The organism is Azospirillum sp. UENF 312511, assembly GCF_058780635.1.
In genome coordinates this window covers 1,416,491-1,432,140 of the sequence record NZ_JBSNCG010000003.1, presented here as the reverse complement: position 1 = coordinate 1,432,140, position 15,650 = coordinate 1,416,491, and the positions used below count along the sequence as shown (strand labels likewise).

General features: G+C 69.5%; 17 protein-coding genes. 8 read left to right on the top strand and 9 right to left on the bottom strand.

Features of this window, described 5'->3' with window-relative positions; genetic code table 11:
* Positions 1 to 16 precede the first annotated feature (16 nt).
* Positions 17 to 700 (bottom strand): fumarylacetoacetate hydrolase family protein, encoded by a 684-nt coding sequence (locus ACWPN7_RS18095; protein ID WP_103040054.1) that lies wholly within the window; start codon positions 698 to 700, stop codon positions 17 to 19.
* A 397-nt stretch (positions 701 to 1,097) separates the two neighbouring features.
* Here ACWPN7_RS18095 and ACWPN7_RS18090 point away from each other — a divergent pair, with 397 nt between their 5' ends.
* Positions 1,098 to 1,592: a MarR family winged helix-turn-helix transcriptional regulator gene (locus ACWPN7_RS18090; protein ID WP_051658026.1), complete on the top strand. Its 495-nt coding sequence runs from the start codon at positions 1,098 to 1,100 to the stop codon at positions 1,590 to 1,592.
* Between the two features lie 88 nt (positions 1,593 to 1,680).
* Here ACWPN7_RS18090 and ACWPN7_RS18085 read toward each other — a convergent pair whose 3' ends face one another.
* The gene (locus tag ACWPN7_RS18085; protein ID WP_456523047.1) at positions 1,681 to 2,442 is read right to left on the bottom strand and encodes a gamma-glutamyl-gamma-aminobutyrate hydrolase family protein; all 762 of its coding nucleotides are present in this window, start codon (positions 2,440 to 2,442) and stop codon (positions 1,681 to 1,683) included.
* 303 nt (positions 2,443 to 2,745) lie between these two features.
* On the opposite strand from ACWPN7_RS18085, the gene speD reads away from it, so the two are divergent.
* Entirely contained in the window at positions 2,746 to 3,159 is a 414-nt protein-coding gene (gene speD, locus ACWPN7_RS18080) for an adenosylmethionine decarboxylase (RefSeq protein WP_236778146.1), read from the top strand.
* Complete coding sequence (gene speE, locus ACWPN7_RS18075; protein WP_038530120.1) at positions 3,156 to 4,031, top strand: polyamine aminopropyltransferase; 876 nt, start codon at positions 3,156 to 3,158, stop codon at positions 4,029 to 4,031. The genes speD and speE overlap by 4 nt, the downstream gene beginning before the upstream one ends.
* A 2-nt stretch (positions 4,032 to 4,033) precedes the next feature.
* On the opposite strand, the gene ACWPN7_RS18070 is transcribed toward speE, so the two are convergent.
* From ACWPN7_RS18070 to ACWPN7_RS18060, 3 genes are all read right to left on the bottom strand, one after another.
* Positions 4,034 to 5,551 carry an alpha/beta hydrolase gene (locus tag ACWPN7_RS18070; RefSeq protein ID WP_456523048.1) on the bottom strand — a complete coding sequence of 506 codons (1,518 nt, stop codon included), beginning with the start codon at positions 5,549 to 5,551 and terminating at the stop codon, positions 4,034 to 4,036.
* Between the two features lie 156 nt (positions 5,552 to 5,707).
* A complete protein-coding gene (locus ACWPN7_RS18065; protein ID WP_459196149.1) occupies positions 5,708 to 6,913 on the bottom strand; it encodes an OpgC family protein in 1,206 nt (401 codons plus the stop codon).
* Between the two features lie 225 nt (positions 6,914 to 7,138).
* Entirely contained in the window at positions 7,139 to 7,891 is a 753-nt protein-coding gene (locus tag ACWPN7_RS18060) for an SDR family NAD(P)-dependent oxidoreductase (RefSeq protein ID WP_407825296.1), read from the bottom strand.
* Between the two features lie 148 nt (positions 7,892 to 8,039).
* Between ACWPN7_RS18060 and ACWPN7_RS18055 the strand changes: the two genes are divergently transcribed.
* The gene (locus tag ACWPN7_RS18055; RefSeq protein WP_459196150.1) at positions 8,040 to 8,726 is read left to right on the top strand and encodes a TetR/AcrR family transcriptional regulator; all 687 of its coding nucleotides are present in this window, start codon (positions 8,040 to 8,042) and stop codon (positions 8,724 to 8,726) included.
* A gap of 79 nt (positions 8,727 to 8,805) precedes the next feature.
* On the opposite strand, the gene catB is transcribed toward ACWPN7_RS18055, so the two are convergent.
* Positions 8,806 to 9,441 carry a type B chloramphenicol O-acetyltransferase gene (gene catB / locus ACWPN7_RS18050; RefSeq protein WP_459196183.1) on the bottom strand — a complete coding sequence of 212 codons (636 nt, stop codon included), beginning with the start codon at positions 9,439 to 9,441 and terminating at the stop codon, positions 8,806 to 8,808.
* 305 nt (positions 9,442 to 9,746) lie between these two features.
* Here catB and ACWPN7_RS18045 point away from each other — a divergent pair, with 305 nt between their 5' ends.
* The 4 genes from ACWPN7_RS18045 to ACWPN7_RS18030 all read left to right on the top strand — a co-directional run bounded on the left by ACWPN7_RS18045 (position 9,747) and on the right by ACWPN7_RS18030 (position 12,097).
* Positions 9,747 to 9,947 (top strand): hypothetical protein, encoded by a 201-nt coding sequence (locus ACWPN7_RS18045; RefSeq protein ID WP_038530109.1) that lies wholly within the window; start codon positions 9,747 to 9,749, stop codon positions 9,945 to 9,947.
* 394 nt (positions 9,948 to 10,341) lie between these two features.
* Positions 10,342 to 10,743 (top strand): MarR family transcriptional regulator, encoded by a 402-nt coding sequence (locus tag ACWPN7_RS18040; RefSeq protein WP_451990879.1) that lies wholly within the window; start codon positions 10,342 to 10,344, stop codon positions 10,741 to 10,743.
* 97 nt (positions 10,744 to 10,840) lie between these two features.
* Positions 10,841 to 11,320: a YchJ family protein gene (locus ACWPN7_RS18035; RefSeq protein ID WP_014238990.1), complete on the top strand. Its 480-nt coding sequence runs from the start codon at positions 10,841 to 10,843 to the stop codon at positions 11,318 to 11,320.
* Between the two features lie 15 nt (positions 11,321 to 11,335).
* Positions 11,336 to 12,097 (top strand): YkgJ family cysteine cluster protein, encoded by a 762-nt coding sequence (locus ACWPN7_RS18030; RefSeq protein WP_451990881.1) that lies wholly within the window; start codon positions 11,336 to 11,338, stop codon positions 12,095 to 12,097.
* 33 nt (positions 12,098 to 12,130) lie between these two features.
* Here the strand turns inward: ACWPN7_RS18030 and ACWPN7_RS18025 are convergent, their stop codons facing one another.
* The 3 genes from ACWPN7_RS18025 to murJ all read right to left on the bottom strand — a co-directional run bounded on the left by ACWPN7_RS18025 (position 12,131) and on the right by murJ (position 15,582).
* On the bottom strand, positions 12,131 to 12,748 hold the full coding sequence (locus ACWPN7_RS18025; RefSeq protein ID WP_201043710.1) for a pyroglutamyl-peptidase I: 618 nt from the start codon (positions 12,746 to 12,748) through the stop codon (positions 12,131 to 12,133).
* Between the two features lie 199 nt (positions 12,749 to 12,947).
* Positions 12,948 to 13,946: a tryptophan--tRNA ligase gene (gene trpS, locus ACWPN7_RS18020; RefSeq protein WP_094301338.1), complete on the bottom strand. Its 999-nt coding sequence runs from the start codon at positions 13,944 to 13,946 to the stop codon at positions 12,948 to 12,950.
* A 61-nt stretch (positions 13,947 to 14,007) separates the two neighbouring features.
* Positions 14,008 to 15,582: a murein biosynthesis integral membrane protein MurJ gene (gene murJ, locus ACWPN7_RS18015; RefSeq protein WP_451990884.1), complete on the bottom strand. Its 1,575-nt coding sequence runs from the start codon at positions 15,580 to 15,582 to the stop codon at positions 14,008 to 14,010.
* Positions 15,583 to 15,650 lie beyond the last annotated feature (68 nt).

Sequence of the window (15,650 nt, the reverse complement as noted above, 5' to 3'; positions counted from 1 at the left end):
GTCCGTATTCCCGATGTCAGGCGATGGTGACGGCGATGGAGCCGACGCCCTCGACCGCGCCTTCCAGCCGGTCGCCGGCGACCACCGGGCCGACGCCCTCCGGCGTGCCGGTGTAGATCAGGTCGCCCGGCTGCAGCTCGACCAGACCCGACAGGTAGGAAATCGTTTCGGACACGGACCAGATCAGGTCCGCCAGATCGCCCTTCTGGCGCAGCTCGCCGTTGACCGACAGTGTCACCGAACCCTTGTCGGGGTGGCCGATGTCGGCGGCGCGGCGCAGCGTGCCGCAGGGGGCGGACTGGTCGAAGCCCTTGCCCATGTCCCAGGGCTTGCCTTCCTTCTTCGCCGCGTTCTGCAGGTCGCGGCGGGTCATGTCCAACCCCACGCCATAGCCGTAGACATGGTCCAGCGCGCGCTCCACCGGGATGTTGCGCCCGCCGGTGCCGATGGCCACGACCAGCTCGATCTCATGGTGCAGGTTGGCGGTCCGGGGCGGGTAGGGGATGGCGGTGCCGTCGGCGACGATGGCGTCGGCGGGCTTCATGAAGAAGAACGGCGGCTCGCGGTCCGGATCGGCGCCCATTTCGCGCGCGTGGGCGGCGTAGTTGCGGCCGACGCAGTAGATGCGGCGGACCGGGAACGGATCGCCGCCGGCGACCGGAACGGTGGGCTGGGGCCACAGGGTAATGGCGTAGGCCATGGCGCGCCTTTCTTTCGGAGGGGTGCGGTTCGGGCAACCACCCTACCGGAAAGAGCACCAGAAAAAAGCCCCAGCCGTTGGGCCGGGGCTTTGGCGCGAAGACGCCCGGTCTGGGGGGGACCGGGCGTCGGAAGCTCCGTGTTCGGAACCCGTCTGCGGCAGGGGAATGAACCGTCGGCGGGCAACCGCGCCGGCATGCCTGTTTCCGGGGGGTCCGGGGTCAGGAGCGCGATCACTTCTTAGGGCTAGAGGTGGAGCCGCTTCCGGGCGGAACCAATGCGTAACGGGAATGGGTGCTATGCATACGAGGCGGATTGTGTGGTTCTTGCTGACAAAATTGGCACCTGCCTGCATTTTACACGACCAATAGACTAGTCAATAAACGACGGCTTTCACGTTGACCGACATCGACCGCCCCACCCCCTCGGACCGGCGCACCCGCCAGCGTCCGAGCAAGACCGGAAAGATGGCCCTCGGCCCTCTGCCGGAGCTCGTCGGCTACAATCTGCGCAAGGCGCAGGTGGCCGTGTTCCAGAGCTTCCAGAACGCCGTGTCGCCCCACGACATGACGCCGGGACAGTTCGGCGTCCTGATCATGATCAAGGAGAACGAGGGCTTGTCGCAGTCCGACCTGGGCTCGGCGGTGGGCATCGACCGTTCGACCATGGTCGCGGTCATCGACCGGCTCGAGTCGCGCGGCCTCGTCATCCGGGCGCCCTCGCCCAACGACCGCCGCTCCTACGCGCTCCGCCTGTCCCCGGAAGGGGAGAAGCTGCTGGACGAGCTGATTCCGCGCATCCAGGCCCATGACAAGGCCATGGTGAAGGATCTCTCGGCCGAGGAGCAGGCGCAGCTCATCGACTTCCTCCGCCGCATCTCGCGGGCCGGCTGACGCCGTTGGGTTGAGGGCGGCGTGCTCAAGATTTGGGCACGCGGCACCCGCCGATTGTTGACCTAATCTATTGTCCTGAAACCATCTTTCAGGAAAGGCGCCGCCGCGCCCGGTCGGCGGCGGCGCTTCCGAAGGCGCGCAGGATCGCCGCCGACAGCGGGTTCTCCCAGAACCGCCATTCCGGGTGCCACTGCACGGCCAGCGCGAAGGCCGGCGCCCCCGCCACGCGCACCCCTTCGACCAGCCCGTCCTCGGCCATCGCCTCCACGATCAGCCCATCGGCCAGCCGGTCGACGCCCTGCCCGTGCAGGGAGTTGACGGTCACCGCCGCCTCGCCGCCGGCCAGCCTTTCCAGCACGCCGCCGGGGGTCAGCCGCACGCTGTGCGACGGCCCGTACTGCACGGCCAGCGGCGCCTCCTTGTCCTCGCGGTGGTTGGCGTAGCCCGGCACCTCGTGCACCCGCTGGTGCAGCGTGCCGCCCAGCGCCACGTTCAGTTCCTGGAAGCCGCGGCAGATGCCCAGCAGCGGCACGCCCATCTCCAGCGCGGCGCGGATCAGCGGCAGGGTGGTGTCGTCGCGCTCCGGGTCGTGCAGGGTGCCCGGCTCGCTGGGCGACCCGCCGTAGCGGTGCGGCTCGACGTTCGACGGGCTTCCGGTGACCAGCAACCCGTCGAGCCGTCCGGCCACGTCGTCCATGTCCAGCGCCGTCCCCAGCGCCGGGATCAGCAGCGGCATGCCGCCGGCCCCGTCCGACACTGCGCGCACATACTTGTCGCCGACGACGTGGAAGGGATGCTCCCCCATCATGCGGGCGCAGGCGGGAACGCCGATCAGCGGCTTGCGGTTCATGACAATGAACTCCAGACAGGATTCCGGACCGCTCCGGAAGGCGGCGGCCGGGCGATTATGCGCCGCCGCCGCGCGCCGCGCCAGAGGCCCGCCGCCAAGCACAAAGGGGATGGAGGGACAGAATTGTGTTGATTCGCATGCGAATTTGTCCCATATGCCCCCTCCTCCGCGCCATTTGCGCGGAACATCTGCTGATGGGGGAGAACGATGGCGAAGACCGCTTCTCTCTTCCAATTGGGGATGGACTTGGGAAGCGATCCAAGGAAAGCCCAAACGGAAGGTCAAATCTCCAACCGGACCAACGTGACTTCTGGTCCCTGGAGGGAATCTCAAGACGACCGCAAGGACCATTTCATCGTCCGCGATGGCAAGGTCTGCGCCGGCACCCACCTGATCGTCGATCTGTGGGGCGCCGAACGTCTGGACGAGCTGGACCATGTCCGTTCCACGCTGATCGAGTCCGTGGAGGTGGCGGGGGCGACGCTCCTGCACATCCACCTGCATCATTTCACGCCGAACGGCGGCATTTCCGGCGTGGCGGTGCTCGCCGAGTCGCACATCAGCATCCACACCTGGCCGGAACGCGGTTACGCCGCGCTGGACATCTTCATGTGCGGCGACGCCCAGCCCATGAAGGCCATTCCGGTGCTGGAGCGCGCCTTCAAGCCCACCGGCGTGAAGTGCGACGAGCTGCTGCGCGGCGAAACCGGGTCATGAGCGACTCCGGCTCCGGCTGGTACGACGAGACGCTGCATAAGGACGTGGCCCAGCGCTTGCGCATGGGCCGCGTCCTGCACCGCGACCGCACCGGCCTCCAGGACTTGGTGATCTTCGAGAACCCGGTGCTGGGCCGCGTGATGGCGCTCGACGGCGTCGTCCAGACCACCGAAGGCGACGAGTTCGTCTATCACGAGATGCTGACCCATGTGCCGATCCTGGCGCATGGGCGCGTCCGCCGCGTCCTGATCGTCGGCGGCGGCGACGGCGGCATGCTGCGCCGCTGCCTGGAGCACAAGGCGGTGGAGCGGGTGACGATGGTGGAGATCGACCGCTCCGTGGTCGACCTGTCCATCGCCCATCTGCCGTCGATCAGCGCCGGGGCCTTCGACGATCCGCGCACCGATCTGGTGATCGCCGACGGCTGCGCCTTCGTAAAAAATAAGGGCGTGAAGGAGACGGCGGAGCGGTTCGACGTCATCATCGTCGATTCCACCGACCCCCACGGGCCGGGCGCCGTCCTCTTCACCGAGGAGTTCTACGCCGACTGCAAGGCCCGGCTGACCCCCGGCGGGGTGATGGTCACCCAGAACGGCGTGCCGTTCCTCCAGCCGGGCGAGTTGAAGGACAGCCACCGGCGGCTGGGCCGGCTGTTCGGCGACGCCGGCTTCTTCGTGGCACCGGTGCCCAGCTACTACGGCGGCTTCATGGCCTTCGGCTGGGCCACCGACGACGCGGCGTTGCGCCGCCAGTCGGCAGAGGCGATCCGCCCGCGCTTCGAGGCGGCGGGGCTGACCACCCGCTACTACACGCCCGACATCCACGTCGCCAGCTTCGCCCTGCCGGCCTTCATGCTGGACGCGCTGAAGTAGGGTTATGGCGGCTGGAACCCTGGCGGCTTGGCCGCCGCCGGGCAGGCGTTGGCGGGCAGGCTTTCCGAATCCACGAACTGGGCGGCGACGGCGACGGCGCAGTCGTCCGACGCGGTGACCAGATGCCCGGCGCTGCGAAAGACCAGATGCCGGCTTTTCGGCAGCGTCGTCGCGGCGCGCTCCGCCCATTCCGGCGGGGTCAGCGGGTCGTAGGCGCCGGACAGAAGAAGCACCGGCACCGGGCTGGCCACCGGCAGCCGCTCCGACGCCTCCTGCGCGGCGGCGGGCCATTGGGCGCAGACACGCCGGCCGGGATCGTCGGCGGTGACGGCGCCGTAGGGGGCGAAGCGGCGCGCGGCGTCGGCCAGCCGCAGCGGGTCGGCGGGATTCACCGTCTCCCGGCATTCGATGGAGAAGGCCATGCCCTCCGCCGAGTCGGGGTCGCCCAGCCAGGGGGCGGGGACCCAGTCGGTCAGGCGGTCGTACCGCCCGCGCCACGCCCGTTCGATCAGGGCGGGCAGGCGGGGCACGCTCTCGCCCTCGGCCATCGCCTCCAGCAGGGCCGACAGGGCGGCGGCGCTGTCCAACCGCACCCAGCGCGGAATCTCCGGATCGCCCACCGGCACGTCCACCGGGGCCTTGCCCAGCCGCTCCACCAGCTCCAGCAGATGGCGCTCCAGGTCCGGATAGGCGGCGCGGCACACGCGGTTGGCCGCGCAATCGTCGAACAGCCGCTTGAACGCCCGGTGCACCAGCCAGGGCGCCTCCTCCGTTGCGTTGACGTCGGGCGGGTAGATGGAATCGAGCACCGCCGTGCGCACCCGTCCGCCATGGCGCCGCAGGATCTCCAGCGCCACCCGCGTGCCGTAGGACACGGCGAACAGGTTGACCCGCGGCGCGCCCAGCGCCGCGGCGACGTCCATGGCGTCGTCGGCGGCGATGGGGGTGGTGAACATGGCGCCGTCCAGCCCGGCGGCGGTGAAGCGGTCCCGGCAGGCGGCAATGGCCGTGCGCTCCAGCGTGGCGCGGCGGTCCCGCGACACCGGGCGCAGGCGGGGCGAGGCGCCCAGCACGTCCAGCTCCGGGCAGTCGGCGTCCGGCTCGGCCCGCCCGGCGCCGCGCGGGTCGAACAGCACGACGTGGCGCGACCGGCGGAACCCGGCGGTCAGCGACCACCACACCTCCATCCGCTCCTCCACCGCCTCGCCGCTGCCGAAGGGGGAAGCGCCGGGGCCGCCCTCCAGGAACAGGACCGGGTCGGGGGACGGCTGCTTGGCGGTGGACAGCAGGACGACGACCGGCAGACGGAAGGCCCGGGTCGCCGGCCGGTCGCGCCGGTCGGGCACGCCGACGGTCCCGCACAGCGCGGCCTCGCCCTCCGGTACGGAGAACCAGCAGGGGCCGGGCACGAAGCGGGGGTCGGCCTTGGCCGGCGCCGGGACCAGCGACGGCGCCAGCACCACCGCCAGCAGGGCGGTGGCCAGGGTTCCGAACCACCGATGATGGGCGCGTCTCGTCACGCGGGTCGATCGTCCTCAGCAGCGAAAGGGCGGGCGGGGATCGGCCGGGCGATGGCCCATCCACCGGTCCCACCACTTTTGATGCTTTCTCTTTGACCCAGCGGGGCGGGCTTGTCCAGGACAAGACGGGTCCTGTTCGTCCGCGCCCTCGCACCATCAGCCCCGGGACGAGCCCATCCGGACGGCGCCCCGCTCCGCCGGCTTGGCGCGGCTCCGCTCGCGCCACAGGGCGGGGATGGCGAGGCTGGCGACGCTGGCGAGCAGCAGGACCGCCTTGGTGAGCTGGTTGAAGGGGCCGCCGAACAGGTCGATCAGCAGGATCGCGTAGGCGACCAGCACGTGGAACAGGTAGACCTGCAGCGAGTGTCGCCCCAGCAGCCGGAGGAAGGGCAGGTTGAACAGCGCGGTGAGCAGCCGGGCGGTGCCGGCGGCGACCGGGTGGGACGACCGCGGCCCGGCGATGAGCAGCCAGGACACGACATAGGCCAGCGCCGCGAAGTTCGCGAGGTAGACGAGGCTGAACTCCGTGCGGTCGACGTAGCGCAGGAAACGCTCGCCGACGATCGGGCTGACCAGCTCATGGACGAAGGACAGGTGCCAGGCCGCGCAGACCACCACGGTGACCAGCGCCGGAACCAGCCAGGGCGGCCGCTCGACCGGGAACCAGCGGTCGGTGTCGAAGCGGCCCCGCTGCACGGCGCTGCCGATCAGCAGCCCGGCGACGTAGAGCACCTGCCAAGCGAGCGGGTTGAACGGCCCGCGCACCGCCAGCCCGTCGCTGAGCCGCCCCAGGCCAGCGTCGAGCGCGCTCAGCACCGGCACATGCAGGCCCATCTGCACGGCGGCCCACAGCGCGGCGCTGCCCAGCGCGACCTTGCGGGCGTGGCCGTCGAGGATCAGGCGGAGCAGCAGCGGCGTCGCGGCGAGGTAGAGGATGTACTGGATCAGCAGATCCGTGAAGGTCGGGGAATGCAGCAGGAGCGCGCTCGCCAGCAGGGTGCCGGGCTCCAGCCAGGCCAGATGCCCGAGGAAGCCGCCCAGCGGCTCCCGCGCGCCGGGGACCAGCACCACCATGGCGGTGACCAGCGCGATCACCAGCATGGTCGAGACGTACAGCTCGCGGGCGCGGGCAAACAGGCGCCGCCGGGCCGCCTCGGGCGAACGTTGGGTCCAGACGCGGGTGTAGTACATCCCGGCGACGATGCCCGACAGCAGCACGAAGCCCTGGGCGTCCTGCACATAGCCGAGTTCGGCGTGGTTGACCTTGGCGAGCAGCACGCCGCCGGCCAGCACCACATGGTTCACCATCATGAAGACGAGGAAATAACCCCGCAGCCCGTCGAGCGTCGCGGAGCGGCTCATCGGGCGACGCTCCGCCGCGGCGGCCGGGTTGCGGGGGAAACGGCCGTTTTCATCGGTGCGTGGCGCATCTGTCGCGTCTCCGTCGCTGGTGTTGGCGCTCCTCGGGTCGCCCCATATTCGTCGTTAACGGATCGTTAATCCTTGGCCGAAGCCGTCCGGGGGAGCCTTTTCGAACAAAGGCTTCCCCGAACCGATTCCAGCATCGGGCCGTCAGGCTTTCAGGCTTCAGGCGTTCAGGCCGCCGTCCACCGTCAGGGTGGCCCCGGAGATCTGCCGCGCCGCCGGGCTGGCCAGGAAGGCCACCGCCGCCGCCACGTCCTCCGGCTGGCCGTAACGGCCGAGCGGCGTCTGCGAGCGCAGGATTTCGGCGTGGGCGCCATCGGCGGGATTCATGTCGGTGTTGGTCGCCCCCGGCTGGACCAGATTGACCGTGATGTCGCGCGGGCCGAGTTCGCGGGCGAGGCCGTGCGTCAGGGCGATCTGCGCCGACTTGGTCATCGAATAGACGGTGACGCCCGGGGCGGTGATGCGGTCGGCGAGGCACGACCCGATGAAGACGATGCGCCCCCCGTCCTTGAGATGCGGGATGGCCGCCTGCGCCACCAGCACCGCCGCGCGCACGTTGACGTTCAGAAGCGCGTCGATGTCGGCGAGGCTCATCTCCGCGACCATGCCCTGGCGGGCGATGCCGGCGTTGTTGACCAGGATGTCGAGGCCGCCGAGTGCCTCCACCGTCCGGCCGACCAGGGCCGTCATGGCCGCCGGATCGGCACTGTCGGCCTGGATGGCGACCGCGCGCCGGCCCTTCGCCTCGATCGCCCGGACCACCTCGGTGGCGCGCTCGGCCGACCGCTCGTAGGAGATCGCCACATCCGCGCCCTTGTCGGCGAGCGCCAGCGCGATGGCGGCGCCGATGCCCCGCGAACCGCCCGTCACCAGGGCGCGCTTGCCAACCAACTCACCACTCGGCTCAACCATGATCCGTCCTTTCTGTGTCGTTCGATACAAAAACAGCTAGAGGCGTTCGGCGCCTTGGTCAATGTTTTTTGTATTGATCGACACAAAAATAGAGCACCGCTGTCCGACGCCATTGCCCCCACGCCACGGCGGGATTAAATAGTGATCGATGCAGAAATCACGCCCGACCCTGCCCACCGACGACAGGACCACCCAGACGGCCGGCACGCCGCCCACCCGTGGGCGTGGACGGCCGCGGGCCTTCGACCGCGAGGCCGCCCTGACCCAGGCGACCCGCCTGTTCTGGAGCAAGGGCTACGAGGCGACCTCCATTGCCGACCTGACGGAGGCCATGGGGATCGGCTCGCCCAGCCTCTACGCCGCCTTCGGATCGAAGGAGGCGCTCTACGTCGAGGCGGTGAACCATTACCGCAAGAGTTACGAGGGGCTGGTCTGGGGGCGCTTCTTCACCGCCGGCACCGCCCGCGAGGCGGTCATGGGCCTGCTGATGGACTCGGCCGCGGCGCTCACCGGCTGCCGCGGCGACATCCCGCGCGGCTGCATGGTGACGCTCTCGGCGGTCGGCAGCGAGGGGCACGCCGAACTGGGCGAGGTGGTCCGGTCGGCACGCGCCTCGGCGGTCAATATCCTGACGGAGCGTATGGCGCGGGCCGTGGCCGAGGGCGAGATCCCGGCCTCGGTCGATCTCCATGCGCTCGCCCGTTTCGTGCAGACGGTGCAGGCCGGCATGTCGATCCTCGCCCGCGACGGCGCGGAGCGCGCCGAACTGGAGGCCGTGGCCGAGGTCGCCATGCTGGGCTGGGACGCCCGCGTCGGCGGCCGCCCCTCCCCCTGAGCGTTCCAGACGCGTCCGGTGTCGCTCACGGGGGATGGCTTCGCCTGCCAATGAACAGGCGAAGCCGACAAGGTTGCCGTCAGGTGTGTTTAATCACGTCCTGCCAGTGGCGGTGCAGGAGCGCGACGTCGCCGCTGGTCAGGATCGGCATCGCCTCCTGCAACTGGTCATCGGACCAATCCCACCACCTCATCTCAAGCAGCAGCGCGATGAGATCGTCATCGAAGCGCTTGCGGATCACCCGGGCGGGGTTGCCACCCACGATCGCGTAGGGCTCGACATCCCGCGTCACCAGCGCCCTCGTGCCGATCACGGCGCCGTCGCCGATGGTGACGCCGGGCATGACGATGGCTTCCGACCCGATCCAGACGTCGTTGCCGATCACCGTGTCACCGGCTGGTCGATAGCCGTTCCGGGCGCCGGCGAACGACGACACCTCGGGCATCCAGAAGAAGGGAAAGGTGCTGATCCAGTCGTTCCGGTGGCCTTGGTTGCCCGCCATGATGAAGGCCGCACCGGACCCGATCGAGCAGAAGCTGCCGATCACCAACCGGTCGACGCCCTCGTCCGGGAGAAGAAACCGGGCGCAGTCGTCGAAGCTGTGGCCATGATAATAGCCGGAATAATAGCTGTAGCGGCCAACGACGATGTTCGGGTTGGTGACCTGCTTGTCCAGCAACATGCCCTTGAACGGGCTTTCGAAGACGTTTTCCATCAAACCACTCACGGCTTGTGAGCCGCCGATCCGGCGGCTTTCCGCCTGCGCGCGGGCGCAGACACACACCGCGGGCTCCCCTATCGGGGGGCGCGCGTTCAGGCTCTGCGCGTCGGACGCGTCAGAGCGCGATGCGGGTGGTACTTGGGGTCGCCTTCATGACGGGACTCTATACGGCGGGAACGGCGGATCGCCAAGGGCGAAGGCGGAGCAGCCCAACCGCTTGGTCCGGCAGGAAGGAATCACGCTTGACGGAAATCATCCGATAGCGGATTAATTGCTCCTCTGCACCAAGGAGAGGAGTCATGCAGACCTTGTGGAACGCCCTGCTGCGGCAGTGGCTGGACCGCGACGGCGACGATGCCGGCGTGGAGACGCTGAGCGCCCATCTGCGGCGCGACATCGGGCTGGACGGAACCGAAGCGGGCTCTGTTCCGGCTCAACACATCCGGGAGCGGAACTTTTCGGAAGCCCGGTCATTTTTGACGTTGCAAGCGTATCGCTGACAGGCGATACCCGATCCTGCGGTTTCCCTTCGGGGCCGCGCCTTCCTTCAACCCCTGCCTTTCTTCAACCCACGGAGACCACGATGAAAGCCATCGTACCCACCACCCCGAATCGCCGACAGGGCGATTGGTCCGCCCATACCACCCAGCGAGCTAACGGCTCCCTTCTTCAACCCAGCGCATTGGAACGCGAATTCCGGATATCGAGAGGAAGCCATGTGTGTCTTTTTGGGGTTTTGCGGTCGTTCGGTCTTCGTTGAGCACGCCCACTGGGCCTCTCCGGATCGTTTTTTCGACGCCCGGCGGGATAACGGGGAATTCGTGATATGGCTTGGACGCCTGAACATCATCTACACACCGGCCCGATGGGGTCCTCGCTCGGGGAGGGTCGCTGATGCCGGCCCCTATTCGCGCTGACGGGGTTCGCCCTGACGAGGTGACCACCGTCGTCCATGTGCTCGAGGCGTTTCGCAAGCTCGATCCCGACCTGCCGATTCAGTACGCGCTGTCCTTCATGACGATCGCGCAGAACGAAGGGATTTCCATCGGCGAGCTTGCGGAACGCCTGGGCATCGCCCAATCCTCCGCGTCGCGCAACGTCGCCGCGCTCAGCCGCTGGCACAGCTTCGGGAAGGCCGGGCTCGATCTCGTCCAGGCCCAGGAAGACCCGCGCGAACGCCGCCGCAAGATCGTCACGCTCACCGACTCCGGCCGCGCCTTCCTCGAGGAGCTGCGCGCCATCGTGAAGCCGGCGGTCCACACCCCGTCCGAACCGCGCCGCGCCCGTTCGGCCTGACCTCACCTGTCCGTCCGTTGTGTTTGGTCCGCAGCGCTTGACCGGGGTGGCCCATCCTGCCACACCAGCCCCGGACCCACCGACGGACCCGCGCGCCATGACCTCCTCCGCCTGCCCCTGCTGTTCCGGCCTTTCCTTCGAGACCTGCTGCGGCCCGATCCTGGCCGGCGCGCCCGCCGCGACGGCCGAGGCGCTGATGCGGTCGCGCTACACCGCCTTCGTGCGCCACGACCTCGACCATGTGGAGCGCACCCACGCGCCGGAGATCCGCGAGGACTTCAACCGTGCCGAGGCGGAGCGGGTGGCCGACGAGTGCGACTGGCAGCGGCTCGACGTGCTGCGCGCGACGGAGGAGGGTGACGAGGGCACCGTCGAATTCCTCATCCAGTTCCGTCGCGACGGCCAGGACATGCGCCACCACGAGCGCGCCTCCTTCCGCCGCATCGACGGCCAGTGGTTCTACAGCGCCGGCGAAGTGAACCCGAAGGGCGAGCCGCGCCGGGTCGTCAAGGTCGGCCGCAACGAGCCCTGCCCCTGCGGGTCGGGGAAGAAGTTCAAGGCCTGCTGCGGCCGCTGAGGGCGGACCCGGATCATGGAACCGCGCTTCGCCTGCACCGCCTGCGGAAAATGCTGCCACGGGCTGCTGCCGCTGACGCTCACCGACGCGGTGGCCCACGCCGTCCGCTTCCCGCTGGCGCTGGTCTGGACGGTGGTGCGGTCGAACGCGAAATCCTACGACCTCGCCACCCGGCTGGGCACCAGCGTGCGGCTGCCCAACCGCAAGACGGTGGCGGTGCTGATCCAGCCCACCGCCTATCTGCCGAACCATTTTCCCTGCCCGGCGCTCCAGCCGGACAACCTCTGCGGCATCCACGCCGACAAGCCGTCGCGCTGCCGGACCATGCCCTTCTACCCCTACCGCGAGGAAAAGGATCAGGCCGATCTGCTGGTTCCGCGCAAGGGCTGGGAGTGCGACGTCTCGGCGGAGGCGCCGGTCGTCTACCGCAACCACGCCATCCTCGACCGCACGGACTTCGACCGCGAGCGCGCCGAGTTGCTGGAGCAGGCACCGGTCATGCGCATCTACGCCGACTATGTGCTGAAATACATGCCGTGGATCGTCAACGATCTGGCGAAGATGGCCGCGGCCCCGGCGGGGGGAAAGCTGGTGACCAGTCTGTCCTCCTTCCTGACGGCGACCCGGCGCACCGACGCGCGGGAGCTGGCGGCGGCCCAGGCGCCGCTGATGCAGGCGATGGCCGAGCGCACCCGGAGCGATCCGGCGCTGGCCGATTTCCACAAGAACTACGCGGGCTGGGCGAAGGAGATGGAGCGGCTGGCGCAACGCCCCTGATCGCGTCCCCCTGATCGCAGCGGCGCCGCCGGGTCAGGCGGCGATCCCCAGCCCCTGGCGGAGCAGCCCGACCAGCACGCGCAGCGCCCGTTCCTGCTGGTCCAGCGTCAGGCCGGAGCGGCCCGGCTGGTCGGCGACCTGCTCCGGCAGCGGCGGCAGGTGGACGAAGCCCATGGGAACGTCGAGGTCCGCCGTCTCGATCAGGTGGCGGGCGCGGTAGAACAGGTGGTTGCAGACGAAGCCGCCGGCATGGTCGCTGAAGGTCACCGGCAGGCCGGCAATGGCCAGCTCGCGGACCAGCGTCGGGACGGGCAGGGTGGAACCGTAGGCGGTCGGCCCGTCCGGCTCGATGGCGTCGTCGGTGCGCACCATCCCGGCGTTGTCGGCCTGCTCGCTCTCGTCGCGGTTCCAGGCCAGCCGCTCGATCTTGATGTATTCGGACCCGGCGGCCAGCCCGAAGCACAGGGCGGCGGCGGGCCGGTGCTCCTCCAGCAGTGCGGCGAAGGCCGCGCCGCAGGCGTCGTATTCGACCGGCAGGACCGCGGTGACGATCCCCGGCTCGCCGGCCAGCCGCTCCATGAGGAGCGCCGTCGGGTTGACGGCGTGATCCCCGAAGGGCTGGAACCCGGTGAGCAGAATGGGAGCTGTCACGGCGGACGCCTTTCGGTCGGTGGGGCAGGGACCAAAACTATCGCGTTACAAATCCCCTCTCCCCTCTGGGGAGAGGGTTAGGGTGAGGGGGGGCGCGTGTCGATATGTCCGGCAAAAGCGCAACCCCCTCACCGGCCCTTCGAGCCACCCTCTCCCCAGAGGGGAGAGGGCTAAGGAGGCTGAACCCGATCACTTTGGCTCAGGGACGCAGAAGGCCGATGATGTCCTTCACGCCGTTCAGGTTCGTCTCGGCGATGGCCGCCGCGCGCTCGCCGCCGCGGCGCAGCAGGCGGTCGATTTCCGCCTTGTCGTCCAGCAGCTCCTTCATGCGGGTGGTCATCGGGGCCAGCTTGGCGACCGACAGGTCGACCAGCGCCGCCTTGAAGCCGGAGAACTGGGCGCCCGCGAACTGCTGCACCGTCTGCTCGCGCGTCTGGCTGGACAGGGCGGCGTAGATGGTCACGAGGTTGTCGGCCTCCGGACGCTTCTCCAGGTCGGCGACGGTGTCCGGCAGAGGCTCCGGATCGGTCTTGGCCTTGCGGATCTTCGTCGCGATGGTGTCGGCGTCGTCGGTCATGTTGATGCGCGAATATTCGGACTCGTCCGACTTGCTCATCTTCTTGGTGCCGTCGCGCAGGGACATCACGCGCGTCGCCTCGCCGAGGATCTGCGGCTCGGGCAGCGGGAAGAACTCGGTGTCGTAGCGGCGGTTGAAGGCGCCGGCGATGTCGCGGGCCAGCTCCAGATGCTGCTTCTGGTCCTCGCCCACCGGGACGTGGGTGGCCTTGTAGAGCAGGATGTCGGCGGCCATCAGCACCGGGTAGGAGTAGAGGCCGAGGTTCGCCATGTCCTTCTGCTTGCCGGCCTTCTCCTTGAACTGCGTCATGCGGTTCAGCCAGCCGAGCGGCGTGTGGCAGGAGAGGATCCAGGCCAGCTCCGAATGAGCCGGGACGAAGGACTGGTTGAAGAGGATGTTCTTCTCCGGGTCGATGCCGGCGGCGATGTAGGCTGCGGTGACCTCGCGGATGTTGTTGCGCAGGACTTCCGCGTCCTGGTCGATGGTCAGCGCGTGCAGGTCGACGACGCAGAAGATGCACTCGTAGCTGTTCTGCAGCTCGACCCAGTTGCGCAGCGCCCCCAGATAGTTGCCGAGGTGAAGCTGCCGGGTCGGCTGCATGCCGGAGAAGATGCGGTTCACGGGAGGACTCTCGCTCGAAACTTCTGGAAGGCGGCTGTTATCGCGCCGGAACCGGGCGGGGTCAAGACACGGGCGGCTCCAATTCCGGAGTGTCCTTGCGCAGGAAGCCCTTCAGGTCGGCCAGATCGGTAGCGCCGGTCAGCTGCGCCAGCGCCCCGAACACCGCCACGCCGCCGCCGACCAGCAGGGCCAGCGCGCCGAAGCGGACCAGGGTGGACGCCGCCTCCAGCCCCGGCGCCAGCAGCGACGCGCCGGCCAGCAGCGCCGCCCCCATGCCCAGCGCCGCCGCGGCGATGCGCGGGGCGCGGCCGAGGAAGCGCCCGTCGAGCTGCAGGAAGCCGCGGCGGCGCAGCGCGAGGGCCAGCAAAGCGAGGTTCAGCCAGGCGGTCAGCCCGGTGGCCAGCGCGATCCCGACATGCCCCAGCACCGGCATCAGCGCGATGCCCAGCGCCAGGTTGGCCACCGTCACCACCACGGCGACGCGCACCGGGGTCGCCGTGTCCTGGCGGGCGAAGAAGGCGGCGTTCAGCGCCTTGACGATCACATGGGCGGGGATGCCGATGGCGTAGGCGGCCAGCGCCCAGGCGGTCGCCTGCGCCTCCGCCGGGCCGAAGGCGCCGCGCTCGAACAGCACCGAGACGATGGGCGCCCCGGCCACCCCCAGCGCCACCGCCGCCGGCAGGCCGAGCAGCAGGCTGAATTCCAAGGCGCGGCTGAGGTAGTGGCGGACCATCCGCTCGTCCCCCGCCGCGGCGTGGCGGGCGAGCACGGGCAGCAGCGCGGTTCCGATGGCGATGCCGATGACGCCCAGCGGCATCTGGTTCAGCCGGTCGGCGTAATAGAGGAAGGACACCGCGCCCGACGGCAGCAGCGAGGCCAGGACGACGTTCAGGAACAGGTTGATCTGCATGACCCCGGCGCCGATGGCCCCGGGTCCGACCAGCCGGAACAGGCGGCGCATGCCCTCGGTCAGCCGCGGCGCGGTCAGGCGCAGCGTCACCCCCGCCGCCCGGCAGGCCCAGCCCATCCAGACGAGTTGCACGACGCCCGACAGGGTCACCGCCGCGGCCATCGCCCGCCCCGGCTCCAGCCCCAGCCGCGGCGCGGTCAGCAATGCGGCGATCAGCGTCAGGTTGAAGGCGATGGGGGCGGCGGCGAAGGGCCCGAAGCGGTCCAGCGCGTTCAGCACGCCGCCCAGCAGCGCCACCAGCGAAATCAGCGTCAGATAGGGAAAGGTCAGCCGCGCCATGTCCACGGCCAGCGCGAACTTCGCCGGCTCGTCCACGAAGCCCGGCGCCAGGACGTGCATCAGCGCGGGCATCCCCAGTATGGCCAGGGCGGTGAAGGGCAGCAGCACGGTCAGCAGGATCGCCAGCGCCTGCTCGGCGAAGGCCACCGCGGCGGCGCGGCCGTTGCGCTGAAGCTCCGCCGCGAACAGCGGGACGAAGGCGACGCTGAAGGCCCCCTCCGCGAACAGGCGGCGGAAGAAGTTGGGCAGCTTCAGCGCCACGAAGAAGGCGTCGGCCACCGGCCCGGCGCCGAGCACCGCCGCGGTCAGGATGTCGCGGGCGAAGCCGGCCAGCCGGCTCAGCAGCGTCAGGCTGCCGACGGTGGCGATGGCGCGGGCGAAACTCATCCGCCGACCGTCCCGCCGGGCACGGTTCGGTTGGTCGCCGAAACCCGCCCCGACGCCGCGAAGAAAAT